The organism is Pseudomonas putida (genome assembly GCF_001976065.1).
GTDB lineage: Bacteria > Pseudomonadota > Gammaproteobacteria > Pseudomonadales > Pseudomonadaceae > Aquipseudomonas > Aquipseudomonas serbica.
In genome coordinates, this window is the sequence record NZ_MNAH01000002.1 from 789,415 (window position 1) to 812,541 (window position 23,127).

The window sequence follows — 23,127 nt, forward strand, 5'->3', positions numbered from 1 at the left end:
CCAGCTCCTACAGGGGTCTTTGCCAGGCACGGATTTTGTGTACGACGCCGATTAACTGTAGGAGCTGGCTTGCCAGCGAAGGCGCCGGGGCAGTCGGCATCGACTGTTAGACCGCTTTCGCTGGCAAGCCAGCTCCTACAGGGGGTCTTTGTTAGGCACGGATTTGGTGTACGACGCCGATTAACTGTAGGCGCTGACTTGCCAGCGAAGGCGCCGGGGCAGTCGACAGCAATGGCGGCTGTTAGACCGCTTTCGCTGGCAAGCCAGCTCCTACAGAGGATCTTTGCCAGGCACGGATTTTGTGTATGAGGCCGATAAACTGTAGGCGCTGGCTTGCCAGCGAAGGCGCCGGGGCAGTCGACAGCAATGGCGGCTGTTAGACCGCTTTCGCTGGCAAGCCAGCTCCTACAGGGGTCTTTGCCAGGCACGGATTTTGTGTACGACGCCGATTAACTGTAGGCGCTGGCTTGCCAGCGAAGGCGCCGGGTCAGTCGACAGCAATGGCGGCTGTCAGACCGCTTTCGCTGGCAAGCCGGGCTGGTGCGAGGTATATGGCGGAAGGTAGCCGGAGTCGAACCTGCCCGGGAACGGATGCCGTCCCCAACCGGGTTTGAAGCCCGGCCGCGCCACCGGGCGCGATTACCTTCCTTGAAAATCAGTGATCCGTGTGCCTGGCCAGGGCATTGTCCGGGCGAATATGGCGCCTGTCGCCAAAACGCCGGGTCAGGCCGAGCCGGTCGAAGTATTCGAGGATCTGGATACTGCGCTTGCGCCCCAATCCCACCGCATCACGAAACGCCGACACCTGGATGACCGCGTCAGCCTCGGCCAGTTGCATCAGCATAGCCGCCATTCGCCGGATCATCGCATCGGTGTAGAACAGGTCGCGGACCACTTGATGCAGCAGCCCCAGCCGGGCCATTTTGCGCAGTAGCAAGCGCACCCTGGTTTCATCGTGACCCAGTTCGCGCACCCACGGCGGATCAAACCCGGCCGCGTCGAACCGTGGCTGCAACTGTTGCCACAGGGCTTCGTCCTCTTCGCTCAGACGCACTTGATGGCCGGGCAAATGCAGCCATGGTCCGCTGCTGGTGATGGTGCCATCGACCAGCAACTCGTCAAGCAGGCTGATGAAGGTCGAGCGATCGAGTGCCGTCCCGCAGAATCGACGCAGGCGATCGCGGTCCGGCCCCATCTGGTCCGGCTCCAGTGGGTGAAAGCGCGCCAGATGTTCGAGCACCTGCGCTTTCAAGGCCTGCCAGCGCTCGTCGCTGAACAGCAGCGGCCCCTGCCGGGTTTCGATCAACCGCACGTCATCCGGCAACACCCAATTCGCGCGCGGATGGTTGAACTGGCGCTCCAGACGTTGCAGATCAAGCCCGCTGTCACTGTTGGCCAGCAGCATCGGCATGACATCTTCCAGGCCAGTAGTCGCCAGCAGCGCCTGTAACTGCGTCAATCGCTCGGGACTGCGACGGTGACGGGTCGGTGCGAACGGATCGAGCACTCGACCGCCGCCGAGGGTCCGTTGCGCGCTTTGGTCACGCAAGATCAGCGGATCGCCCTTCACCGCCTGCACCGGCACATTGAGCAGGATCTGCGCAAACATCCGCTCACCCGGCGCCAGGCTGGAGCCCTCCAGCAGGGCCACGCGCCCGGTCACGTCCTGGGTGCCGATGTGAACATGCACCGGTTGAAAATGCTCGAAGGCGCGAGACTCGCCGGGCAACAACCTCAGGTCAATATCCAGACGCTGGGTCGCAGCGTACAGCCACGGCGCCGACAGCCACTGTCCACGATGAATCTGTTCCAGCGCCAGGCGCCCCGCGCTCAGGTTCAACGCCACGCGCTGTCCTGCAGTCGCGCGTTCGGCGGCCTGATTTTGCGCGTGCAGGCCGCGCACCCGCACCGGTTTGCCGAGGGGGCCGAGCAGCAGCGTATCGCCCACTGCCACCTGGCCGGACAGCGCCGTGCCGGTGACCACGATCCCCGCGCCCGCGACGCTGAAGGCCCGATCGATCGCCAGGCGAAAGCCACCACCGAGGCTGCGTTGCTGCACTTCACGCTGCGCAGCCAGCAAGGCCTGGCGCAGGCTGTCGATGCCCTGCCCGGTCACGCTCGACAGCGTGATCAACGGCGCATCGGCATAGGGTCCGGGTGCCAGCAAGGATTCGATCTGCTCGCGCACCTCTTGCACCCGGGATGCTTCGACCCGGTCGCATTTGCTGATCGCCACGAGCGCGCGGGGAATACCCAACAGTTCGACGATGGCCAGGTGTTCCCGGGTCTGTGGCATCACGCCGTCGTCGGCGGCCACCACCAGCAACACCAGGTCGATGCCCTGTGCGCCGGCGAGCATGTTGTGGGTGAAGCGCTCATGACCTGGCACGTCGATAAAACCGGTGAGGACCGCGCCCGGCTCCAGGGCGGCGTACAGGTAGCCGAGGTCGATGGTCATGCCGCGTTCGCGCTCCTCGCGGCGCCGATCCCCGGCCTGCCCGGTCAGCGCCTCAAGCAGTGCCGTCTTGCCATGGTCGATATGCCCTGCCGTGCCGACGATCACCCTGCCCGGCCCTCCACCTGCAGTTGCTCGAGTTGCGCCAGCCATGCTGGCTCGTCGTCCAGTTGCCGCAAGTCGAGCCACAACGCGTCGTCATCGATACGCCCGAGCACCGGTATCGGCAAGGTCCGGAGGGCCTCTTCGAGCCCATGCAGGCTTCGTCCACGCAGCCGTTTCGAGGTTAAAGGTCGCAGGCACAGCGCGGCACTGGGCAAGCGTGCCACCGGCTGGCTGCCGCTGCCGATCATCCCCAGCGCCGGCATCGCGGCGACACTCCAGCCCGCACCCAGGCGGTTGGCCAGGAACGGTTGCAGGCGCTCGGCTTGTGCCAGGATGTCGGTTCGCGTTCGGGTGAGCAGGCGCAGGCTGGGCAGGCGTTCAGCCAGCCGATCCGGGTTGCGGTACAGGCCCAGCACCGCTTCGAGCGCCGCCAAGGTCAGCTTGTCGACCCGCAACGCACGTTTGAGTGGGTTCTTCTTGATCCGCGCGATCAGGTCCTTGCGCCCGACAATCAACCCGGCTTGCGGGCCGCCGAGCAATTTGTCGCCGCTGAAGGTGACGATGTCCGCGCCATCGAGCAGGGCCTGGCGCACCGTCGGTTCGGCCGGCAAGCCCCAACGGGTCAGGTCCAGCAAGCTGCCGCTGCCGAGGTCTTCGAGCAACGGCAAGCCATGTTGCTGCGCCAGCTGCGCCAACTCGGCGGTCGATACTCGGGTGGTGAACCCCTCGATGCTGTAGTTGCTTGCATGCACCCGCATGATCAAGCCGCTGCGCGGGCCAATGGCGGCCTCGTAGTCGCGGGCGTGGGTGCGGTTGGTGGTGCCGACCTCGACCAGTTTGACGCCGGCGCGGGCCATGATGTCGGGAATACGGAAGGCACCGCCGATTTCGATCAGCTCGCCCCGGGAGATGATGCCTTCCTTACGTGCGCCGAGGCTGTTGAGGGTCAGCAGCACCGCGGCAGCATTGTTGTTGACCACGGTCACCGCCTCGGCGCCGGTCAGCTCGCGGATCAGGCCCTCGATCAGATCGTCGCGGTCGCCGCGCTTGCCGCTGTGCAGGTCGAATTCGAGGTTGAGCGGAAAACGTGCCGCCATTTGCACCGCGTCGATGGCTTCCTCTGGCAACAAGGCTCGGCCCAGATTGGTGTGCAGGACCGTGCCGGTGAGGTTGAACACCCGGCGTACATGGCTGCGGTGCTGGCTGGCCAGGCGCTCGCCCACCCTGCCCGCCAGTACCTGCGGGGTGAGTTCGACCTCATTGAGCTGCCCTGCCAGGACCGGTTCGCGCAAGTCATCGAGCAACTGGCGCAGGCTGGCGAGCAAGGCGTCGCGCCCATAACGCTCGGCCAGAGGCTGGCAGGCCGGATGGCGTAGCAGGCTGTCGATCGAAGGTAATCGCAAGACTTGGCTGATAGATCGGGCGGACATCAGGCGCTCCGGCAAACGTTGACCGCCTGAGTGTAGACGCTCGCTTCAGTCGCCCCCGGGTGCCAGCAGCAGATTGGGCGCAGGCCGCGCAAAGCCTTCCTGTTCCAGGCGCATGTCGAGGACCAGGCTGCTCAGGTCGGCGGACAACGCTTCGGCTTCGGCGTCGCATTCCAGGTACAGCTGCTTCAGGTAACTGTGACACCCCGGGCAGGTTTCCGCGCGCAGCGGCGCCTTGTCCGCGGCGTGGCGGTCGCTGTCGAGGCTGACGTATTGCAAGCCTTTGCTCTGTTCGCAATACACGCACTTGACCCGCACCACATGCCATTCGCAGGCACACAGCGAGCACACCAGGTAGCGCAAGCCGTTGTATTTGCCGCGATGGCGGATCACCCCAGCCATGGCCGGTGAGCCGCAAGCCGGGCACTGGTTGAGGCTGTTGCCGGGTTTCAACCTGAGGTCCGGGGTACTCAGCAACCAATGGCTCCACGCGACTTGCAAGGCCGCACCCAGAAAGGGCACCAGCGCCGCTGGCACCAAGGCGAACTGCCCGCTGACCAAGGCAATGGCCCACGCCTTGAGTTGCCCGACGCTGGCCTCGCGCAAGCTTGCCACGGCGTTTACCACCGCCGGTTGTGCCGGCGGTTGATAGTGCTGCAACAGCCCAAGCAGATACGCCAGCCACGCGTCCTCGCGCACCAGGCTGTCGGCGGCAAACGGCGGCAGGCCATGATCCAGGCACAGGCGGATGCGCTGCGGGTCTGGCAATGCCAACTCGGGTGGATCGTCCATCAGCCGCTGCTGCGCCTGGCACAGCCCCGCGACCAGGCGCAGGTACTCGGCCAGCGGATGCCCTTCGGCAAGGCGCTCCAGGCGCAGCGCACGCAAGGCAAACAGGTTGGGCGGTGGAAGGTGCAGAAATGGCGGCGATGTCGCCGCCGCTTCGATCTGTCCCGGCTCCAGGATAGTGGCCAAGTCGTTATCCTTTTTTGCTCAGCGGTGGGTCGGAACGCGGACGCTCTTCTCGGGTCACCTCGCGGCACCAGAGTTCGTGGTGTTTCTTCGCCCAGGCGCGGCTGACCCAGCCATGCAGCATGGCATTGACCGAGCCCTTGATCCAGATACCGGCGTAGATGTGCACGATGATGCTCAGGATCAGCACGAAACCGGCCAGCGCGTGCAGCAGCATCGCCCAGCGAATCGTGGTGATGCCGAAGTACTCGCTGAAGTACGCGCGCCAGATCACCAGACCGGTGAACAGCAGTGCCACCATGCACAGCAGTAAAGTCCAGAACAGCAGCTTTTGCCCTGGGTTGTACTTGCCGATGGCGGGCACGCCCTCCTCTTCGTTTTTCATCACCCGGTCGATGCGCCGCAGCCACAGGCGATCGTTGTCGATGAAGTAGTTGGCGCGCCAGAACTGCACCACCAACCCGAGAAAAAACACGAACATCACCACGCCCATGAACGGGTGCAGGATGCGTGTCCAGGGCCCGCCACCGAACAGGTTGTTCAGCCAGAACAGCGCCGGATGAAACAGCGCCAGCCCGGACAGCCCCGCCATGAAAAACAGGATCGCCACCAGCCAGTGGTTAGTGCGCTGGTTGGCGGTATAGCGAAGGATCTGTTTGCGGATCATGGCCTGTCCTCCCGCTTCGGATCGTAGGTGTGCACCGATGGATCGACTTCATGTACCGCAGGATCGATGGGCGGCGGCAGTTCATCTTCCTCGACCACTTGTGGACCGACCCGCACGTAGTGGAAAAATCCGGCCAGAACCGCCAATCCCATGGCCAACAGGCCCAGGGGTTTACTGACCCCCTTCCACAGGCTCACCAGCGGGCTGATCACCGGGTCGCTCGGCAGGCCGGCATACAGCCTGGGCGTGTCGGCGTGGTGCAACACATACATCACGTGCGTGCCGCCAACACCGGCGGGGTCGTACAGGCCGGCGTTGTCAAAGCCGCGACTCTTGAGGTCGACGATGCGTTCGGCGGCATGCTCCTTCATGTCCTGCTTGGAGCCGAACACGATGGCGCCGGTCGGGCAGGTTTTCACGCAGGCCGGTTCGAGCCCCACCGCCACGCGATCCGAGCACAGGGTGCATTTGTAGGCCTTGTGGTCTTTCTGCGAGATACGCGGAATGTTGAACGGGCAACCGGTGATGCAGTAGCCACAGCCGATGCAGTGGTCCTGGTTGAAATCAACGATGCCGTTGGCGTGCTTGATGATTGCCCCGGGACTGGGGCACGCGGCCAGGCAACCAGGTTCGGCGCAGTGCATGCAACCGTCCTTGCGGATCAGCCACTCCAGGTTGCCGGCGTCGGTTTCGTGCTCGGTGAAGCGCATCAGGGTCCAGGTTTCTGCAGTCAGGTCCTGGGGATTGTCGTAGGTGCCGAGGTTGTGGCCGACCTCGTCGCGCAGTTCGTTCCATTCCGAACAGGCGACCTGGCAAGCCTTGCAGCCAATGCACTTGGTGGTGTCGATCAGCTTGGCGACTTCCTCCAGGTTGCGTACCGATGAGGGCACAGTGGTGGTGGCCGAGCGGGCAATGATGTCTTGGCTGGCCATTTAGACTTTCTCCACATTGACCAGGAATGACTTGGATTCCGGGGTCTGGGTGTTGCCATCGCCGAGGAACGGCACCAGGGTGTTGGTCAGGTAGCCGTGGCGCGTGAGCCCGGTGAAACCCCAGTGCAGCGGGATACCGATCTGGTGCACCACCTGGTTGTTGACCTGCAGCGGACGAATCCGCTTGGTCACCACTGCCACCGCTTCAATGAAGCCACGCTTGCTGCTGACCCGCACCCGGTCGCCGGCGACGATGCCTTTTTCCCTGGCCAGCACTTCGCCGATCTCGACGAACTGCTCGGGCTGGGTGATCGCGTTGAGCTTGCAGTGCTTGCTCCAAAAGTGGAAATGCTCAGTCAGCCGGTAGCTGGTGGCGGCGTACGGGTAATCCTTGGCCACGCCGAGGGTATCCCACACCGAGTCGAAGATCCGCGCCGCCGGGTTGCTCGTGGCCTTCTTGTTCTGCGGGTGCAGCGGGTTGATGCCGATCGGCGTCTCGAACGGCTCGTAGTGCTCGGGGAATGGTCCCTCGTTCATCTTGTCGACGGCGAAGAACCGCGCCACGCCTTCGGGGTTCATGATGAACGGATTCATCCCCGCTTCCGGCGCCACGTCAGCCTTGTAGTCCGGCACATCGGTGCCGGCCCAGGCCTTGCCGTTCCACCACACCAGGCGCTTTTTCTCGTCCCACGGCTTGCCTTGCAGGTCGGCAGAGGCGCGGTTGTAGAGAATCCGCCGGTTCGCCGGCCAAGCCCAGGCCCAGCCCTGGTGCTGGTGCATGCCATAGGGGTCGTTGTTGTCGCGCCGGGCCATCTGGTTGCCGGTTTCGGTCCAGCTGCCACAGAAGATCCAGCAACCGGATGCCGTGCCGCCGTCATCCTTGAGTTGACCGAAACCGGCCAGTTGCGTATTGCCCTTGATCAGCGCCCCGGTGGCGTCGGTGAAATCGCTGACGGCGTAGCCGTTCACCTCCTTGGCCAGTTCTTCCGGTGACGGTTCGTCCGCGACCTTGTACGGCCACGACAGTTTCAGCAGCGGGTCGGGATAGGCGCCGCCGTCGGCCTGATAGCGTTGGCGCAGGCGCAGGAACAGCTCGCTCATGATGCGGATGTCGGTGTACGCCTCCCCTGGGCCGTCGGCCCCCTTCCAGTGCCATTGCAACCAGCGACTGCTGTTGACCAGCGAGCCGTCTTCCTCGGCAAAGCAGGTGGTGGGCAGGCGGATCACTTCGGTCTGGATGTCGGCGCTGTTGACGTCGTTATACGGCCCGACCTTTTGCCAGAACTCCGAGGTTTCGGTGGCCAGGGGATCCATCACCACCAGCCATTTCAACTTGGCGAGCGCGGCCATCACACGGTTTTTGTCCGGCAACGCGGCAATGGGGTTGAAGCCCTGGCACATGTAGCCGTTGACTTTGCCCTGGCCCATCAGGTCGAACACCTTGAGGATGTCGTAGTTGGGGATGTCCAGTTTCGGCAGATAGTCGTAGGCCCAGTTGTTTTCCAACGTGGCATTGGCGCCGTACCAGGCTTTCATCAGGCTGACGTGGAATTTGCTGTAGTTCTGCCAGTAGGACAGTTGCCCCGGCCGCAGCGGTTTCTGCGTGCGCTTGAGGATGTAGGCGTTGTAATCCTGCTCGGCATCGCCCGGTAGCGTGAGGTAGCCCGGCAGCGCGTTGGACAGCAGGCCCAGGTCGGTCAGGCCCTGGATATTGGAGTGCCCACGCAGGGCGTTCACGCCCCCACCCGGCATGCCGACGTTGCCCAGCAACAGTTGCACCATCGCCGCGCTGCGGATGATCTGCGCGCCGATCGAGTGCTGGGTCCAGCCCAGGGCGTAAAGGATGGTCATGGTCTTGCCCGGTTGCGAGCAAGTGGCGATTTCCTCCCAGATTTTCTGCATGGCGTCGACCGGCATGCCGCAGATCTGGCTCGCCAGTTCAATGTTGTAGCGGCTGTAATGCTGCTTCATCAGTTGATAGACGCAGCGCGGGTCCTGCAGGGTCGGGTCGACTTTGGCAAAACCGTCTTCACCGAGTTCATAGCCCCAGCCGGACTTGTCGGTGTAGGTCCGCTTGGCCGCGTCATAGCCGCTGAAAATCCCGTCCTCGAAGCCATACCCGGCTTTGACGATGAACGACACGTCGGTGTAGTTGCGCACGTAGTCGTGCTGGATCTTGTCCTCGGTCAGCAGGTAATTGATCAGCCCGCCCATGAAGGCGATGTCGGTGCCAGTGCGAATCGGCGCGTAATAGTCGGCCACCGAAGCGGTCCGGGTGAATCGTGGGTCGACCACGATCAGCCGCGCCTTGTTGTGCGCCTTGGCTTCGGTCACCCACTTGAAGCCGCACGGATGCGCCTCTGCTGCGTTACCGCCCATCACCAGGACCAGGTTCGCGTTGGCGATATCGGTCCAATGGTTGGTCATGGCTCCACGGCCGTACGTCGGGGCAAGACTTGCCACCGTCGGACCGTGTCAGACACGCGCCTGGTTATCGAACCCCAGCATGCCGAGACTGCGAACCACCTTGTGGGTGATATAGCCTGCTTCATTGGACGCCGCCGATGCCGCGAGGAAACCGGTGGTCAGCCAGCGATTCACCGTCTGGCCCTGGGCGTTTTTCTCGATGAAGTTGGCGTCGCGGTCGGCCTTCATCAGGTCGGCGACGCGATCGAGCGCTTCATCCCAGGAGATGCGCGTCCACTCGCTGCTGCCGGGCTTGCGCATCTGCGGGTACTGCAGGCGTCCGGGGCTGTGAATGAAATCGAGCAGGCCTGCACCTTTGGGGCACAGGGTGCCGCGGTTGACCGGGTGGTCGGCGTCACCTTCGATGTGGATTATATTTTGCGCGACATTCTTGGCGGCATCGCCCTGGCTGTACATGATCAACCCACAGCCGACCGAGCAATACGGACAGGTGTTACGGGTTTCATGGGTGTGGGCGAGCTTGAAGTGACGCACCTGCTCGGCGAAAGCGGCAGTCGGGGCCATGCCCAACGCGCCCAGGCTCGAGCCTGCAAGGCCGATGCCGGCGACCTTGAAGAACTGACGACGGCTGAGGTCCATCGTGCACTCCTGATCAGGTGGAAATCCGCTGCTTTGGCGGATTTTTCTGGACATTCACGGTGGCGGCAGTCTGGCTGCCGACTCTTGAATTTTAGACAAGGCTGTCGAATTCACCATGAGAACCGACCGTCGGCCCATCATCGAGCGGCACACACCGCCGCTCCCATAGCGATTGTGTTCAATACAGGGATTGGCGCTTATCATTGCAGCCATGTTTAACCCGGCCTTTATGAGATTTGCGCATGACTTTCGATTTTGATCAGGTGTTCGACCGCCACGGCACTGGCAGCACCAAGTGGAGCCGCTACCCGGCCGACGTGCTGCCGATGTGGGTCGCCGACATGGATTTCGCCGCGCCTTCGATGATCGTCCAGGCCCTGCAAAAACGCCTGGAACATCCGCTGCTCGGCTACAGCACGGCCAAGGACGATTTGCGCGAAGCCATCGTGGCCGATCTGTGGAACAAGTACGCCTGGCGCGTCGAGCCCCAGGAGCTGATCTTCCTGCCAGGCGTCGAGTCGGGCTTCAACATGGCGCTCAAGGCGCTGGTCCAGCCGGCGCAGAATGTGGTGGTGCAGGTCCCGAACTACCCGCCCCTGCGTCACGCGCCGGGTCATTGGGGACTGAACAAGGTCGAGCTGAACTTCGACCCGCAGCCCGACGGCACCTACACCACGCCACTGGCAACCTTGAACGAATCCCTGCAAGGTGGCGGCGCGCTGCTGTTGAGCAACCCGCACAACCCGTTGGGCAAAGCCTTCGGCCGCGAAGAACTGCTGGCCATTGCCGACATCTGCCTGGCCAACGAGGCCTGGATCATTTCCGACGAGATCCACGCCGAACTGTGCTTCGACGGCCGCCAACACCTGCCGATGGCGTCCCTGAGCCCGCAAATCGCCCAGCGCACCATCACCCTGATGTCGGCCAGCAAGGCCTACAACATCGCCGGCCTGAAAACCTCGTTCATGATCATCCAGGACCGCCACCTGCGCGAGAAGGTCAACCATGCCCGCTGCGGCATGGTCGACAGCGTCAACCCGCTGGGCATGGAAGCCACCCGCATCGCCTACAGCGAAGCCGCGCCGTGGCTGGCCGCGTTGAAAGACTACCTGCAGGGCAACCGCGATTACCTGGTCGACGCCGTGCGCCGCCGTTTGCCAGGCATCACCCTGAACGTGCCGCAAAGCACCTACCTGGCCTGGCTCGATTGCTCGGCGCTGGGGCTGGACAACCCGCAACAGTTCTTCCTCGAACAAGCCAAAGTGGGCCTGAGCCCGGGCCTTGATTTCGGCGATGACTGCCAACAGTTCGTACGCCTGAACTTCGGCTGCCCGCGGTCATTGCTGGAGGAAGGGATTGCGCGGATGGAGCGTAGTTTGCGGCATCGTAACGCTTGATCGCCCTATGTAGGAGCTGACTTGTCCGCGCAGCGATGGCGCCCCAAAGCCGGATGCAATATCCAACGGCCCCATCGCCAGCAAGCCGGCTCCTACAGATCCCCACCCCTACACAAATCCTGTAGGAGCTGGCTTGCCAGCGAAGGCGTCCTGAAGCTGAATCACATCTTGAGAATCGTTCAGCTTACGTTCAGCTAATTGTCAATCACTCCCATATGGGAATGAGTGTCATTATGTTACAACTTAGCACCCTATCTAATTCCCCACGGTGCTGAATGCTCGTTCCTTTCCTGATCATGCTGCGCGAAGGCATTGAAGCCGCGTTGATCGTTGGCATTATCGCCAGTTACCTCCAGCAGACCGGACGTGGCCAATGGATACCCGCGGTGTGGGTCGGGGTGTTTCTCGCCGCCGCTCTTTCGCTATTGGTAGGCGGTGGCCTGGAGCTGGTCAGCGCCGAGTTTCCGCAGAAGCAGCAGGAGCTGTTTGAGGGTCTGGTCGGCCTGGTCGCGGTCGGTATTCTCAGTTCCATGGTGTTCTGGATGCGTAAGGTGGCGCGGTCGATCAAGCACTCGCTGCACGTTTCCCTCGATCATGCGTTGAACAATTCCCGGCACCAGGTGTTCGCGCTGATTGCCATGGTGTTTTTCGCCGTGGCCCGCGAAGGCCTGGAGACGGTGTTTTTCCTGCTCGCAGTGTTCCAGCAAAGCGAAGGCCCGGCGGCGCCGATAGGTGCCCTGCTCGGCTTGATACTGGCCATCGTCGTCGGTTTCCTGATCTACAGCGGCAGCATGCGCCTCAATCTCGGCGCGTTTTTCCGCTGGACCGGTCTGTTCATCCTGGTGGTGGCGGCGGGCATCCTGGCCAACTCGGTGCAGGCGCTGCACGAAGCCGGGGTCTGGAATCACTGGCAGGCCGTGCTCTTCGACTTCAGCGCCACGCTGCCCATGGACGGCCCGCTGGGTTCGGTGCTGGCCGGAATGTTCGGCTACCAGGACACCCCGACTATCAGCACCCTCGGCGCCTATCTGATTTATCTGCTGGTGGCGCTGGCGATGTTCTTCATGCCCGCCGCCGCTCCCGGCAAACAATCTTCTTCGGCTTCCAGTCAGTAAGGGCAACCATGCCAGATCAAACTCCACCCCAAGCCTCCCCACCCCGAGCCTTGCGCTGGGCGGTGGCCGGTTCGGCAATCGTGATGATCGCCGCCGGCGGGCTGTTCTACTACGCCGCGCAATTGGCCACGGCCAAGCGCGAACGCCAGGCCAACCATGACCAGGTGCTGGTGACCATTGCCGGCCACAGCTGCGAGCCGAACGCCCTGACGGTGCCGGCCGGGCGCGCCAGTTTTCGCATCGTCAACCGCTCCGATCGCGCCGTCGAATGGGAAATCCTGGACGGCGTGCTGGTGGTCGAGGAACGGGAAAACATCGCGCCCGGGCTGAGCCAGGTGATCAACGCCAACCTGTTGCCCGGCGATTACACCATCACCTGCGGCCTGCTGAGCAACCCCCGCGGCACGCTGCACGTCACCCCGACGGCGGCGTCGCAAGCCGCCGCCAAGGCCGGGCCTGCCCTGCTGGCATTTGTCGGGCCGCTGTCGGAGTACCGGGTGTTCCTGAGCCGCCAGGGCTCGGCGCTGATCAAGGCGGTCACGGCCCTGGAGCAAGCCATCGCAGCCGCAGACCTCGGCCAGGCGCAGGCCCTGTACCTGCCGGCGCGCGCTGCATATCAGAGACTGGCGCCCGCCGCGCAACGCCTGGGGCAATTGAACAACGCGATCAACGCCCGTGCGGACTACTTCGAAAAGCGCGAACAGGATCCGGGATTCGTGGGCTTCCATCGCCTCGAATATGCGTTGTTCGAGCAACGCAACCTCGACCGCCTTGCACCGCTTGCCCAGCGCCTGCTGACGGACGTCACGTCGCTCAAGCAACAGTTGCTGGCCCAGTCCCTGGCGCCGGAGCAACTGGTGAGCATCGTGGTGCGCAATCTCGACAACATCGCCCAGGTGCGCGCCCACTCGGGCGAAGAGGAGCGTTACAGCCACAGCGACCTCAACGGCTTCGCCGGCAACCTGGACGCCAGCCGCAAGGTCGTCGAGCTGCTGCGCCCATTGCTGGGCAAATCCGATGCGCCACTGCTGACAAACATCGACACGGCATTGGCCGATTTCGCTGCCGAACTCGACGGGTTCAAGGTCGACGGCGGTTATGCCAGCTACGACAGCGTCAGCCCCGCGCAACGCCAACAGATCGCCGACAAGGCCAAGGCACTGGCCGCCGCACTCGATGCAATAGACCCCGCCCTCGGCCTTTCCGGCCTGTAAGCAGAAGACGACTTTCAGATGAATGATCCAGAGCAATTCAACCATCAGCGCCGCCGGGTACTGATGGGCATGGGCGCCGCCGGTGTCGCACTGGCAGGTGTAGCCTTGAGCTGCCCGGCCATGGCCGCCAGCCCCGCGCAAGTGACCGAGGCACCGAGCAGCGAGCGCACCCAGGACCGTCATGATTTCCTTGGCAAACACCAGAGTGGAATCGTCACGCCACGCCCGGCGTCCGGCATGCTGGTGGCTTTCGACGTGCTGGCCAGCGATCGACAGGACCTGGAGCGGCTGTTTCGCACCCTGAACGAACGCATCGCGTTTTTGATGAAGGGCGGCCCGGTGACTCAGGTCGATCCGAAACTGCCCCCCGTGGATTCAGGGATTCTCGGGCCTGTGGTCACGCCGGATAACCTGACCATCACCGTGTCGGTCGGCGAATCATTGTTCGACGAGCGTTTCGGCCTGAGCGACGTCAAACCCAAGCGCTTGATCCGAATGGTCGGTTTCCCCAACGATGCGCTGGAAGCCGATTGCTGCCACGGCGACTTGAGCATCCAGTTCTGCGCCAACACCGCCGATACCAACATCCACGCCCTGCGCGACATCGTGAAGAACCTGCCGGACTTGCTCCTGGTGCGCTGGAAGCAGGAAGGCAGTGTGCCGCCCCAGGCCCCGGCCCAGCCGGACATGCCGGCACAGAGCGCGCGCAACTTCCTGGGTTTTCGCGACGGTTCGGCCAACCCCGATTCCAACAATGCCCACGCAATGGACAGCCTTGTCTGGGTTCAGCCCGGCAGCGACGAACCGACCTGGGCGGCCAATGGCAGCTATCAGGCGGTGCGGATCATCCGCAACTTCGTTGAACGCTGGGACCGCACGCCGCTGCAGGAACAGGAAAGCATTCTGGGTCGCGTCAAGGCCAGCGGTGCGCCCATGGGCGGCCAGCATGAATCGCAAGTCCCGAACTATGCCGAGGACCCGCACGGCAAGCAAACCCGGCTCGACGCGCATATCCGCCTGGCCAACCCACGCACCGCCGCGACCCAGGCCAACCTGATCTTGCGCCGGCCGTTCAACTACTCCAACGGTGTGAACAGGAACGGCCAGCTCGACATGGGTTTGCTCTTCATCTGTTACCAGGCCGACCTGGAAAAAGGCTTCATCACCGTGCAAACCCGACTCAACGGCGAGCCGCTGGAGGAATACCTCAAGCCGGTCGGCGGCGGGTACTTCTTCACCCTGCCAGGTGTCACCGGCGACCAGGACTTCCTTGGCCGTTCGCTGCTTGAAGCCGCACAACCCAAAACAACAGTCTGACCACCACAACATCGACGGAGCCGCCCCATGAATAAGTCGCCACTCGCATTACTGCTGGCCCTTGGCTTGCTCAACACCCCGATTGCGTCATTCGCGGCAACGGCGCCGCTGGAGTTGGTGCAGCCGATTTCCGACTACAAGATCTACGTCACCGAGCAACTGGATGAACTGGCCAGTCACACTCGGCAGTTCACCGACGCGGTGAAAAAAGGCGACCTGGCGACCGCGAAAAAACTCTACGCCCCGACTCGCGTCTACTACGAGTCGATCGAGCCGATCGCCGAATTGTTCAGCGACCTGGACGCCTCCATTGACTCCCGGGTCGATGACCACGAAAAAGGCGTGACGGCCGAAGACTTCACCGGTTTCCACCGCATCGAGTACTCGCTGTTCGCGCAAAACAGCACCCAGGGCCTGGATGAGCTCGCCGATCGCTTGAACAAGGACGTCACCGACCTGCAAACCAGCGTCGCCGGCCTGACCTTCCCGCCGGAAAAAGTCGTCGGCGGCGCCGCGGCGCTGCTGGAAGAGGTCGCCGCAACCAAGATCTCCGGTGAGGAAGACCGTTACAGCCACACCGACCTGTACGACTTCCAGGGCAACATCGACGGGGCGAAGAAAATCGTCGACCTGTTCCGTGCGCAGATCGAGAAACAGGACGCGGCGTTCGTCGCCAAGGTCGATAAGAACTTCGCCACGGTGGACAAGATCCTGGCCAAGTACAAGACGCAGGATGGCGGCTTCGAGACTTATGACAAGGTGAAGGAAAACGATCGCAAGGCGTTGGTTGGGCCGGTGAATACGCTGGCTGAGGATTTGTCGACGTTGCGGGGAAAGTTGGGGTTGAACTGAGTTTTGTAGCGTCTGGGCGGACGCTTTCGCTGGCAAGCCAGCTCCTACAGGGTTTTAGGTCGATCACGTAATTATGTGATCGACGTTGAACCTGTAGGGGCTGGCTTGCCAGCGATGCTTTTTCGGCCTTACAGAATGCGGTAAAGCAGCCGCTCAACCCTCACCCTGCTCACCCGCTTGAGAAACTTCGCCACCCCCGCCGGGTAATCCGGCAGGGTTTGCAGGTCCTGGTAGCGCTCGATGCGCCGGGTGTGCTGGAAAATCTGTGCAAGCTCGGTACGCCGCGGTTCCAGCAGTTCATCTTGCGGATCGTCGATCAGCAAGGCGTTTTCCAGGTCGAGACGAAACGCCCGCGGGTTGAGGTTGTTGCCCGTCAGCAAGGTGTAGCGCTGATCGACCCACATGCCCTTGAGGTGATAGGTGTTGTCGCCGTCCTTCCACAGGTGCAGGTTCAACTGGCCGCTGTCGATGTTGCGCTGATGCCGCTTGGCAAAGCGGCGCAGGCTGATCTCATAGAGATACGGCAGCGCCGAGATCACCTTGAACGGTTCGCTCGGTGGGATGTAGAAATCGTTGGCGGTCTTGTCACCGACCACGATGTCGATCTTCACCCCCCTGGCCAGCGCCCGGTTGATCTCTCGGGTCACCGCCAATGGCAGGTTGAAATACGGCGTGCAGATGGTCAGCTGATGCCGGGCGCTGGCAATCAACTCGATGATCACCCGGCTTAACGGGTTGTTCTTGCCCACGCCCAGTAACGGGCTGACCGACAATCCACTTTTGTCCGTGGTGCCCTGGGTGGTGTCGTAGGCCGCGTGCTTGAGACGGCTGCGCAAGTCGCCGATGTCGTTGCGCAGGCTGCGGGTAGTCGGCAGGTTCGGCAGGTCCAGGCGATGCACCGCCTTGGAGGCCACCAGGCCGTGCTGCACCAGGTGATGCATCGAGTCGGCCAGGGCGCGGTTGTGCAGCAGGTGATAACGATCGTATCGGTACTTGTCGAACTGATGCAGGTAGACGTTGTTCAGGCTTGCCCCGCTGTAGATCACGCAGTCATCGATGACAAAGCCCTTCAGGTGCAGCACGCCGAACAGCTCACGGGTTTGCACCGGCACGCCATACACCGGCACGACGCTTTCGTGGGTGCGGGTCATTTCCTGATACCAGGCCGAGTTGCCCGGCTGCTTGCCGGCACCGATCAACCCGCGCTGGGCACGCAGCCAGTCAACGACCACCACCACGTCCAGTTCCGGACGCGCCAGTTTGGCCGCGTGCAAGGCATCGAGAATTTCCTGGCCGGCCTCGTCCTGTTGCAGGTACAGCGCGACGATATAAATGCGCTGGGTGGCGCTGGCGATTTTTTCCAGCAGGCAACGACGGAACTCGGCGGCGCCGCAGAGGATGGTGACGGCATCGGCGGTCAGCGGGAAACTGCGCAGTTTGGGCAGCAGGGAGCGTTTGAAAAGCGACGGCATAGGGCTCGCAATGGGTCGAATCCGAAGAGTTTGAGAGCTTACACCATCGTTCGGTTTGGGTCTTGTTGGTGTCTGATCGGACGCCTTCGCTGGCAAGCCAGCTCCTACAGTTTGATCGCACTCCCCTGTAGGAGCTGGCTTGCCAGCGAAGGCTTTTTAATGAACGCCGCAAAAATAACATTTGACCAAGGAGAACGATCGTTCTACTGTTAGCCACATGAACGAAATCAATAGCAACGACACCCGCGACATCATCCTGGACGTCACCGAAAAGTTGATCTACAAAAGTGGCATTGCCGCCACTGGAATGGATCTCCTGGTGAAAACCGCCGGCGTCTCCAGAAAAAGCATCTATCGCTACTTCGCCAACAAGGAGGAGTTGACCGTCGCCGCCCTGCAACGCCGCGACCAACGCTGGATGCACTGGTACAGGAGCGAAGTCGACCAGGCACAAACCCCGGCCGACCGTCTGCTCAACCTGTTTACCGTGCTCAAGTCCTGGTTCGTCCGCGAAGACTTTCGCGGCTGCGCCTTCATCAACACCAGCGGCGAAACCGGCGACCCGCAGGACCCGGTTCGCCTGGTCGCCAAAGAGCACAAACAGAAGCTGCTCGACTACGTGTGCGAGCTGTGTACCGAACATGGCGCCGAGGATCCGCAAACGCTGGCCAAGCAGCTGCTGATCCTGATCGACGGAGCCATCACCGTCGCACTTGTCATGGGTGACTACAGTGCCGCCGATAATGCGCAATGCATGGCGCGAAAGTTATTGGACCTGTAAGTACTGGATCAAGTAGTGACAACTTGTTTGAACGTCAATCTTATAGGAAGACCTGAAATGTCTAATGCCGAAGTTCGTCCGCCATTGCCGCCATTCACCCGTGAATCGGCCATCGAAAAAGTTCGCCTGGCCGAAGATGGCTGGAACTCCCGCGATCCGGAACGGGTATCGCTGGCCTACACCCTGGACACGAAATGGCGCAACCGCGCCGAGTTCGCCAATAGCCGTGAAGAAGCCAAGGCCTTCCTGACGCGCAAATGGGCCAAGGAACTGGACTATCGCCTGATCAAGGAACTCTGGGCGTTTACCGATAACCGCATCGCCGTGCGTTATGCCTATGAATGGCACGACGATTCTGGCAACTGGTTCCGCTCCTACGGCAATGAAAACTGGGAGTTCAACGAACACGGCCTGATGGCGCGCCGTTTCGCCTGCATCAACGACATGCCGATCAAGGAAAGCGAGCGCAAATTCCACTGGCCGCTGGGGCGTCGTCCTGACGATCATCCAAGCCTGTCTGATTTGGGCCTGTAACCCCCACACCCTGTAGGAGCTGGCTCGTCGGGTCGCCGCATCGCAGCGAAAGGGCCCACGAGACCAGCGCCAGGCTCAGGGAGCCTTCGCCGGCAAGCCGGTTCCTACAAGGTTCGTTGGTGTTTCAGGAGCAATTCGCTGTTGCACACTTGGCACAGCAACAGTTCTAACGACGAGCGGCCAGACAGGTCGCAGCCAGAGTTGGATAAAGGTAAGATACCGGCCCTTCCCCGCAGCCCTTTGCTGCCCCCGCCGATTAAGCCGATTCCATGCCTTTCGAACTCAGCGTTGACCTTACCACCCTGGCGATCCTCGCCTTTGTCGCTTTCATTGCCGGTTTCATCGACGCCATCGCCGGCGGCGGCGGGCTGTTGACCACCCCGGCCCTGCTGACCGCTGGCCTGCCACCGCACCTGGTACTGGGCACCAACAAACTCAGTTCGACCTTTGGCTCGGCCACCGCCAGCTTCACCTTTTACCGCCGCAAGTTGTTCCACCCCCGGCAATGGATGCACGCCATCGTCGGCACCCTGGTCGGCGCACTGACCGGCGCCGTGGTCGCCCATTACCTGCCGGCGGAATGGCTGAACAAGATGCTGCCGGTGATCGTGTTTGCCTGCGGCCTTTACCTGTTGTTTGGCGGCACGCCGAAAGCGCCGCTGGACAGCGAAGCACCGATCAGGAAAAAGTGGCAGTCGACCCAAGGCTTCACCCTGGGCTTCTACGATGGCGTGGCCGGTCCCGGCACCGGCGCGTTCTGGACCGTCAGCAGCCTGCTGATGTACCCGATCGATCTGGTCAAGGCCAGCGGCGTGGCGCGCAGCATGAACTTCGTCAGCAACATTGCGGCGCTGTCGGTGTTCGTGTTTTCCGGGCAAGTGGACTGGATCATCGGCCTGAGCATGGGCCTGTCGGTGATGGTCGGGGCTTTCTTCGGCGCTCGCACCGCCATCAGTGGCGGCGCGAAGTTCATCCGTCCGGTGTTCATCACCGTGGTGCTGGGCCTGACCGTACGCCTAGCCTGGCAGCACTGGTTCAGCGTGGCCTAAGCGCTGCGCCACATAGGCATCGATCAGGTAACGGGCAATCGAACGTGACGCCGGCAACGGCGGCAGCGCGTGGACGTTGAACCACTGGGCGTCCTCGATCTCGTCCTCCTGGCAGACGATCTCGCCACCGGCGTATTCGGCATGGAAGCCGAGCATCATCGAGTGCGGGAATGGCCAGCACTGGCTGCCCATGTACTGGATGTTCTTCACTTCGATCCGCACTTCTTCACGCACCTCGCGAATCAGGCAATCCTCCGCCGATTCGCCAGGCTCGGCAAACCCCGCCAGCGTGCTGTAGACCCCGGCGACAAAACGTGGCGAGCGTGCCAGCAGAACCTCATCACCACGGGTCACCAGCACGATCATGCTGGGGGAAATCCGCGGATAGCTGCGCAAATCACAGGGCTGGCAATACATCGCCCGTTCACGCGGCACCTGGGCCATGGCCTGGCCGCAGTTGCCGCAAAAGCGGTGCTCCCGGGCCCAGGTGCCGATCTGCGCGGCATAACCCAGGACCTTGAACACCGTGTGATCGCCCTCGAGCATGAACGCCCGCAAGCCTTTCCAGTTGCAGCCCGGCACTTCGCTGTGACTGCGCAGCTCCAGCAGGTACACCGGCTCGCCATCGAGGTGGCCGATGCCATGCTCGGCGAGAATCGCCAAGTCCTGGCGCTTGAGCCATTCGCGCGGGAACAGTGCGCCGTTGTCATCGAACAAAAAGCCTTCGGGGCTGCGCGCTACCGCCCAGCCGCCGGGCTGGTCGGTGTCCAGTACTGCCGTGGTCCAGCGTTGAGTCATTTTTCAATCAATCCAGAAATTCGGGTTTCTGTTTGCTCATATGGGCGGCCATGGCCACGCGCAGATCGGTCGATTGCAGCATGGCGGCGTTCCAGGTGGCAACGTATTCCAGGCCGTCGTCGATGCGATGATCACGCATGTAGCTGATCATCTCCTTGGTGCCGGTTATGGCAATCGGCGACTTGCTCGCAATCTCCCGGGCGATGCCCATGACGCCATCGAGCAGGCTGGCACTATCGCTGTAGACGCGATTGACCAGGCCCATGTCCCGCGCATCGATGGCGCCGAAAGTGCGACCAGTGTAAGCCAGCTCACGCAGCATGCCGTCCCCGATGATCCGCGGCAAGCGTTGCAGCGTACCGACGTCGGCGGCCATGCCAATGTCGATTTCCTTGATCGAGAATTGCGCGTCTTCGGCGGCATAGCGCATGTCGCAAGCGGCGATCAGGTCGATGGCCCCGCCCAGGCAATAACCCTGGATGGCCGCGAGCACCGGTTTGCGGCATTGGTCGACCGCATTGAAGGAGGCCTGCAGGGTGAGGATCTTGCGGCGCAGCAAGCGCGCATTGCGTCCGACGTCCTTGCCCAGCTCATTGGCCACGCCGGCCAGCATCATCAGGTCGATGCCGGAGGAGAAATGCTTTCCTGCGCCACTGATCACCACCGCACGAACTTCATCGGTGTCGTCGATCCACTGGAAGATCTCGATGATCTCGGTCCAGAAGGCAGCGTTCATCGAGTTGACTTTTTCCGGGCGGTTGATTTGCACATGAGCAATTTTATCCACCAGTTCGACGTTGAACGCTGTGTATTGAGACATGCTAGTGATCCTTCAGCGGGCAAAAAAAGAGCCCGAACTATAACAAGGCAGCCCGGCTGGCTGTAAGGCAGTGGTTCGGCCAAAAGCGGGACCTCAAGCGCACCACAACAGTGCAAGACCGTCGCGACACTGCGCACAGTTCTGTGACTGCCAAGTGACCAAAAGCAGCTGAATCGCAAAAAAAACTGCCCTTCGTCGGTGCGCTTGCACCGCTATCCGGCACGTCCGTACCTAAACAAACCGATTGTCGAACAATTTTGCCATCAGCGCTTTACCGCTCTAAGTTCTGGCCTAGACTGGGTTTCTCGGGGGAAGACCGGTCGGTCATAAAGTGGAAAAAAAGTCGAAACTTTTGCCGCACAAGGTCGGTCGAGTAGAAGGTAGGTGCGTTGCGACTGGTGCAATCCTTGCAATGGCTTATTCACCCATTCTGCTTCAGCGCATTTGGGCAGCGCTTGCTCCCGATGCGTAGCGCTTTTGCGCCCGGCTGCAGGAATCGGCCACGAAACACCGTTTGCCAGACCTAAGAATTAGATCAACAACACGGGAGATTCATATGATTAGTGCGGCTTTGGATGTTCAGGGAGAGCTGGCTCATCAACAGGTCGGCGAATCGAGCGCCGTCAGTGCTCCCAGTGCGCAAGCGATCAGCGTTACCGGGACCCGGACGTTGGCACCTGTAGCCAGCCAGAACCCCAACAAGAAGAAAGTGTTGTTCGTCACCTCCGAGATTGCCGACCTGGTGAAAACCGGCGGTCTGGGCGACGTTTCCGCTGCGCTGCCTCGGGCCATGGCGCACCTGCACGATGTGCGTGTGCTGATTCCCGGTTATCCGCAGGTGCTGCACAGTGAAAACCCGATTCACATCATCGGCGAACTCGGAGGTCATGCGGCGCTCCCGCCGTGCAAGATCGGGCGCATGGACATGCCTGACGGTCTGGTCATTTACGTGTTGATCTGCCCCGAGCTCTACGAGCGCGAAGGTTCGCCCTATGGCGCCAACAATGGCCGCGACTGGCCGGACAACCATATCCGTTTCGCCCGCCTGGGCCTGGCGGCCGCCGATATCGCCGCCAACCTCGCGCAAATCCACTGGTGCCCGGACCTGGTGCACGCCCACGACTGGCCCGCGGGCCTGGCGCCTGCCTATATGCACTGGCGTGGGCAGCGCACGCCGACCCTGTTCACCATCCATAACCTGGCTTACCAGGGCGTGACGAGCCTGGGGTCTTGCCCCGAACTGGGCATTCCGCACCACGCCTTGCAACAGGAAGGCATGGAGTTCTACGGCAAGATGTCGTTCCTCAAGGCCGGCATGGCCTATTCGAGCCACATCACCACCGTCAGCGCCACCTACGCCCAGGAAATCACCACGCCGGACTTCGGCTGCGGTCTCGACGGTTTTCTGGCCGCCAAGACCCAGCAGGGCCTGCTCAGCGGCATTCCCAACGGCATCGACGAAAGCTGGGATGCGGCCACCGATCCGCACCTGTTCTGCCCCTTCAACATCGGCGACTGGGACGGCAAAGCGGTCAACGCGGCCCATGTCCGCCAGTTGTTCGGCCTGCAGGACAGTGAAGGTCCACTGTTCGCCGTGGTCTCGCGCCTGGTTTACCAGAAGGGCCTGGACCTGACCGAAGCGGTCTCCGAATACATCGTCAAATCCGGTGGCCAGATCGCGATCATCGGCCGCGGCGAGCCGGAAGAAGAACAGGCCATGCGCGAACTGGCCCTGCGTTTTCCCGGGCAGATCGGCGTGCGCATCGGCTTCAACGAAACCGACGCCCGGCGGATGTTTGCCGGCAGCGATTTCCTGTTGATGCCGTCGCGCTATGAACCTTGCGGCCTGAGCCAGATGTACGCCCAGCGCTTTGGCTCGTTGCCGGTGGCACGCAATACCGGTGGCCTGGCGGACACCATCGAAGACGGCGTGACCGGCTTTCTGTTCGATGAATCCACCGTGGAAAGTTATCAGCAAGCCCTGAGCCGCGCGTTCAAGGTCTTCGCCTTCCCCGACCTGCTGCACGCCATGCGCTGCCGCGCCATGGCCGCACCGTTCAACTGGTGCAAGGCGGTCGAACCATACGCCGAACTCTACGAACAGCTTGTGGCCAAAGCTTTGGGGAAATCGCACAAACAGTAAGAGGCTTTAGA

The 23,127-nt window shown here is 62.1% G+C and carries 18 protein-coding genes and 1 tRNA gene; 9 read left to right on the plus strand and 10 right to left on the minus strand.

What is annotated here, in order from left to right; translation table 11 throughout:
• Positions 1 to 552: 552 nt before the first annotated feature.
• The 7 genes from BKX96_RS10085 to fdnG form a co-directional block, all read right to left on the minus strand.
• Positions 553 to 648 (minus strand) — tRNA-Sec (locus BKX96_RS10085).
• 7 nt (positions 649 to 655) lie between these two features.
• The gene (gene selB, locus BKX96_RS10090; RefSeq protein WP_077183728.1) at positions 656 to 2,563 is read right to left on the minus strand and encodes a selenocysteine-specific translation elongation factor; all 1,908 of its coding nucleotides are present in this window, start codon (positions 2,561 to 2,563) and stop codon (positions 656 to 658) included.
• A complete protein-coding gene (selA, locus tag BKX96_RS10095) occupies positions 2,560 to 3,990 on the minus strand; it encodes an L-seryl-tRNA(Sec) selenium transferase (protein WP_077183729.1) in 1,431 nt (476 codons plus the stop codon). The genes selB and selA overlap by 4 nt, the downstream gene beginning before the upstream one ends.
• A 45-nt stretch (positions 3,991 to 4,035) precedes the next feature.
• Positions 4,036 to 4,962, minus strand: a complete 927-nt coding sequence (gene fdhE, locus BKX96_RS10100; RefSeq protein WP_077183730.1) for a formate dehydrogenase accessory protein FdhE — start codon at positions 4,960 to 4,962, stop codon at positions 4,036 to 4,038.
• A 4-nt stretch (positions 4,963 to 4,966) separates the two neighbouring features.
• Positions 4,967 to 5,626: a formate dehydrogenase subunit gamma gene (locus BKX96_RS10105; protein ID WP_077183731.1), complete on the minus strand. Its 660-nt coding sequence runs from the start codon at positions 5,624 to 5,626 to the stop codon at positions 4,967 to 4,969.
• Entirely contained in the window at positions 5,623 to 6,558 is a 936-nt protein-coding gene (gene fdxH, locus BKX96_RS10110; RefSeq protein WP_046818147.1) for a formate dehydrogenase subunit beta, read from the minus strand. Before fdxH ends, BKX96_RS10105 begins: the two co-directional genes overlap by 4 nt.
• Positions 6,559 to 9,624, minus strand: coding sequence for a formate dehydrogenase-N subunit alpha (fdnG, locus tag BKX96_RS10115; RefSeq protein WP_143512410.1), 3,066 nt, complete (start codon positions 9,622 to 9,624; stop codon positions 6,559 to 6,561). It abuts the gene before it with no gap.
• 242 nt (positions 9,625 to 9,866) lie between these two features.
• Between fdnG and BKX96_RS10125 the strand changes: the two genes are divergently transcribed.
• From BKX96_RS10125 to efeO (BKX96_RS10145), 5 genes are all read left to right on the plus strand, one after another.
• Entirely contained in the window at positions 9,867 to 11,021 is a 1,155-nt protein-coding gene (locus BKX96_RS10125; RefSeq protein WP_077183733.1) for a MalY/PatB family protein, read from the plus strand.
• Positions 11,022 to 11,296: 275 nt separating this feature from the next.
• Positions 11,297 to 12,136, plus strand: coding sequence for an iron uptake transporter permease EfeU (gene efeU, locus BKX96_RS10130; protein ID WP_077183734.1), 840 nt, complete (start codon positions 11,297 to 11,299; stop codon positions 12,134 to 12,136).
• Between the two features lie 8 nt (positions 12,137 to 12,144).
• Positions 12,145 to 13,350, plus strand: a complete 1,206-nt coding sequence (gene efeO, locus BKX96_RS10135; protein WP_077183735.1) for an iron uptake system protein EfeO — start codon at positions 12,145 to 12,147, stop codon at positions 13,348 to 13,350.
• An 18-nt stretch (positions 13,351 to 13,368) separates the two neighbouring features.
• Positions 13,369 to 14,667, plus strand: coding sequence for an iron uptake transporter deferrochelatase/peroxidase subunit (efeB, locus tag BKX96_RS10140; protein WP_077183736.1), 1,299 nt, complete (start codon positions 13,369 to 13,371; stop codon positions 14,665 to 14,667).
• 27 nt (positions 14,668 to 14,694) lie between these two features.
• Positions 14,695 to 15,519: an iron uptake system protein EfeO gene (gene efeO, locus BKX96_RS10145; RefSeq protein WP_077183737.1), complete on the plus strand. Its 825-nt coding sequence runs from the start codon at positions 14,695 to 14,697 to the stop codon at positions 15,517 to 15,519.
• Between the two features lie 128 nt (positions 15,520 to 15,647).
• Here efeO (BKX96_RS10145) and pssA read toward each other — a convergent pair whose 3' ends face one another.
• The gene (pssA, locus tag BKX96_RS10150; protein WP_077183738.1) at positions 15,648 to 16,991 is read right to left on the minus strand and encodes a CDP-diacylglycerol--serine O-phosphatidyltransferase; all 1,344 of its coding nucleotides are present in this window, start codon (positions 16,989 to 16,991) and stop codon (positions 15,648 to 15,650) included.
• 217 nt (positions 16,992 to 17,208) lie between these two features.
• Here pssA and BKX96_RS10155 point away from each other — a divergent pair, with 217 nt between their 5' ends.
• The 3 genes from BKX96_RS10155 to BKX96_RS10165 all read left to right on the plus strand — a co-directional run bounded on the left by BKX96_RS10155 (position 17,209) and on the right by BKX96_RS10165 (position 19,355).
• Positions 17,209 to 17,772 (plus strand): TetR/AcrR family transcriptional regulator, encoded by a 564-nt coding sequence (locus BKX96_RS10155; RefSeq protein ID WP_077183739.1) that lies wholly within the window; start codon positions 17,209 to 17,211, stop codon positions 17,770 to 17,772.
• A 57-nt stretch (positions 17,773 to 17,829) separates the two neighbouring features.
• Positions 17,830 to 18,306: a nuclear transport factor 2 family protein gene (locus BKX96_RS10160; protein ID WP_046818137.1), complete on the plus strand. Its 477-nt coding sequence runs from the start codon at positions 17,830 to 17,832 to the stop codon at positions 18,304 to 18,306.
• A 269-nt stretch (positions 18,307 to 18,575) separates the two neighbouring features.
• Positions 18,576 to 19,355, plus strand: a complete 780-nt coding sequence (locus BKX96_RS10165) for a TSUP family transporter (protein WP_077183740.1) — start codon at positions 18,576 to 18,578, stop codon at positions 19,353 to 19,355.
• On the opposite strand, the gene nudC is transcribed toward BKX96_RS10165, so the two are convergent.
• Both nudC and BKX96_RS10175 read right to left on the minus strand, forming a co-directional pair.
• The gene (gene nudC / locus BKX96_RS10170) at positions 19,323 to 20,153 is read right to left on the minus strand and encodes an NAD(+) diphosphatase (RefSeq protein ID WP_046818135.1); all 831 of its coding nucleotides are present in this window, start codon (positions 20,151 to 20,153) and stop codon (positions 19,323 to 19,325) included. The two genes, BKX96_RS10165 and nudC, sit on opposite strands and share 33 nt — an antisense overlap.
• A gap of 7 nt (positions 20,154 to 20,160) precedes the next feature.
• A complete protein-coding gene (locus BKX96_RS10175; RefSeq protein ID WP_046818134.1) occupies positions 20,161 to 20,973 on the minus strand; it encodes a crotonase/enoyl-CoA hydratase family protein in 813 nt (270 codons plus the stop codon).
• A 556-nt stretch (positions 20,974 to 21,529) separates the two neighbouring features.
• Between BKX96_RS10175 and glgA the strand changes: the two genes are divergently transcribed.
• A complete protein-coding gene (glgA, locus tag BKX96_RS10180; protein WP_046818133.1) occupies positions 21,530 to 23,116 on the plus strand; it encodes a glycogen synthase GlgA in 1,587 nt (528 codons plus the stop codon).
• The last annotated feature ends 11 nt before the right edge of the window (positions 23,117 to 23,127 follow it).

Bases quoted from the DNA above. Each gene is read 5' to 3' on its own strand.
- selA (WP_077183729.1), bottom strand. From the start codon at position 3,990: ATGTCCGCCCGATCTATCAGCCAAGTCTTGCGATTACCTTCGATCGAC.
- BKX96_RS10105 (WP_077183731.1), bottom strand. From the start codon at position 5,626: ATGATCCGCAAACAGATCCTTCGCTATACCGCCAACCAGCGCACTAAC.
- fdxH (WP_046818147.1), bottom strand. From the start codon at position 6,558: ATGGCCAGCCAAGACATCATTGCCCGCTCGGCCACCACCACTGTGCCC.
- BKX96_RS10125 (WP_077183733.1), top strand. From the start codon at position 9,867: ATGACTTTCGATTTTGATCAGGTGTTCGACCGCCACGGCACTGGCAGC.
- efeU (WP_077183734.1), top strand. From the start codon at position 11,297: ATGCTCGTTCCTTTCCTGATCATGCTGCGCGAAGGCATTGAAGCCGCG.
- efeO (WP_077183735.1), top strand. From the start codon at position 12,145: ATGCCAGATCAAACTCCACCCCAAGCCTCCCCACCCCGAGCCTTGCGC.
- efeB (WP_077183736.1), top strand. From the start codon at position 13,369: ATGAATGATCCAGAGCAATTCAACCATCAGCGCCGCCGGGTACTGATG.
- efeO (WP_077183737.1), top strand. From the start codon at position 14,695: ATGAATAAGTCGCCACTCGCATTACTGCTGGCCCTTGGCTTGCTCAAC.
- pssA (WP_077183738.1), bottom strand. From the start codon at position 16,991: ATGCCGTCGCTTTTCAAACGCTCCCTGCTGCCCAAACTGCGCAGTTTC.
- BKX96_RS10155 (WP_077183739.1), top strand. From the start codon at position 17,209: ATGAACGAAATCAATAGCAACGACACCCGCGACATCATCCTGGACGTC.
- BKX96_RS10160 (WP_046818137.1), top strand. From the start codon at position 17,830: ATGTCTAATGCCGAAGTTCGTCCGCCATTGCCGCCATTCACCCGTGAA.
- BKX96_RS10165 (WP_077183740.1), top strand. From the start codon at position 18,576: ATGCCTTTCGAACTCAGCGTTGACCTTACCACCCTGGCGATCCTCGCC.
- nudC (WP_046818135.1), bottom strand. From the start codon at position 20,153: ATGACTCAACGCTGGACCACGGCAGTACTGGACACCGACCAGCCCGGC.
- BKX96_RS10175 (WP_046818134.1), bottom strand. From the start codon at position 20,973: ATGTCTCAATACACAGCGTTCAACGTCGAACTGGTGGATAAAATTGCT.
- glgA (WP_046818133.1), top strand. From the start codon at position 21,530: ATGATTAGTGCGGCTTTGGATGTTCAGGGAGAGCTGGCTCATCAACAG.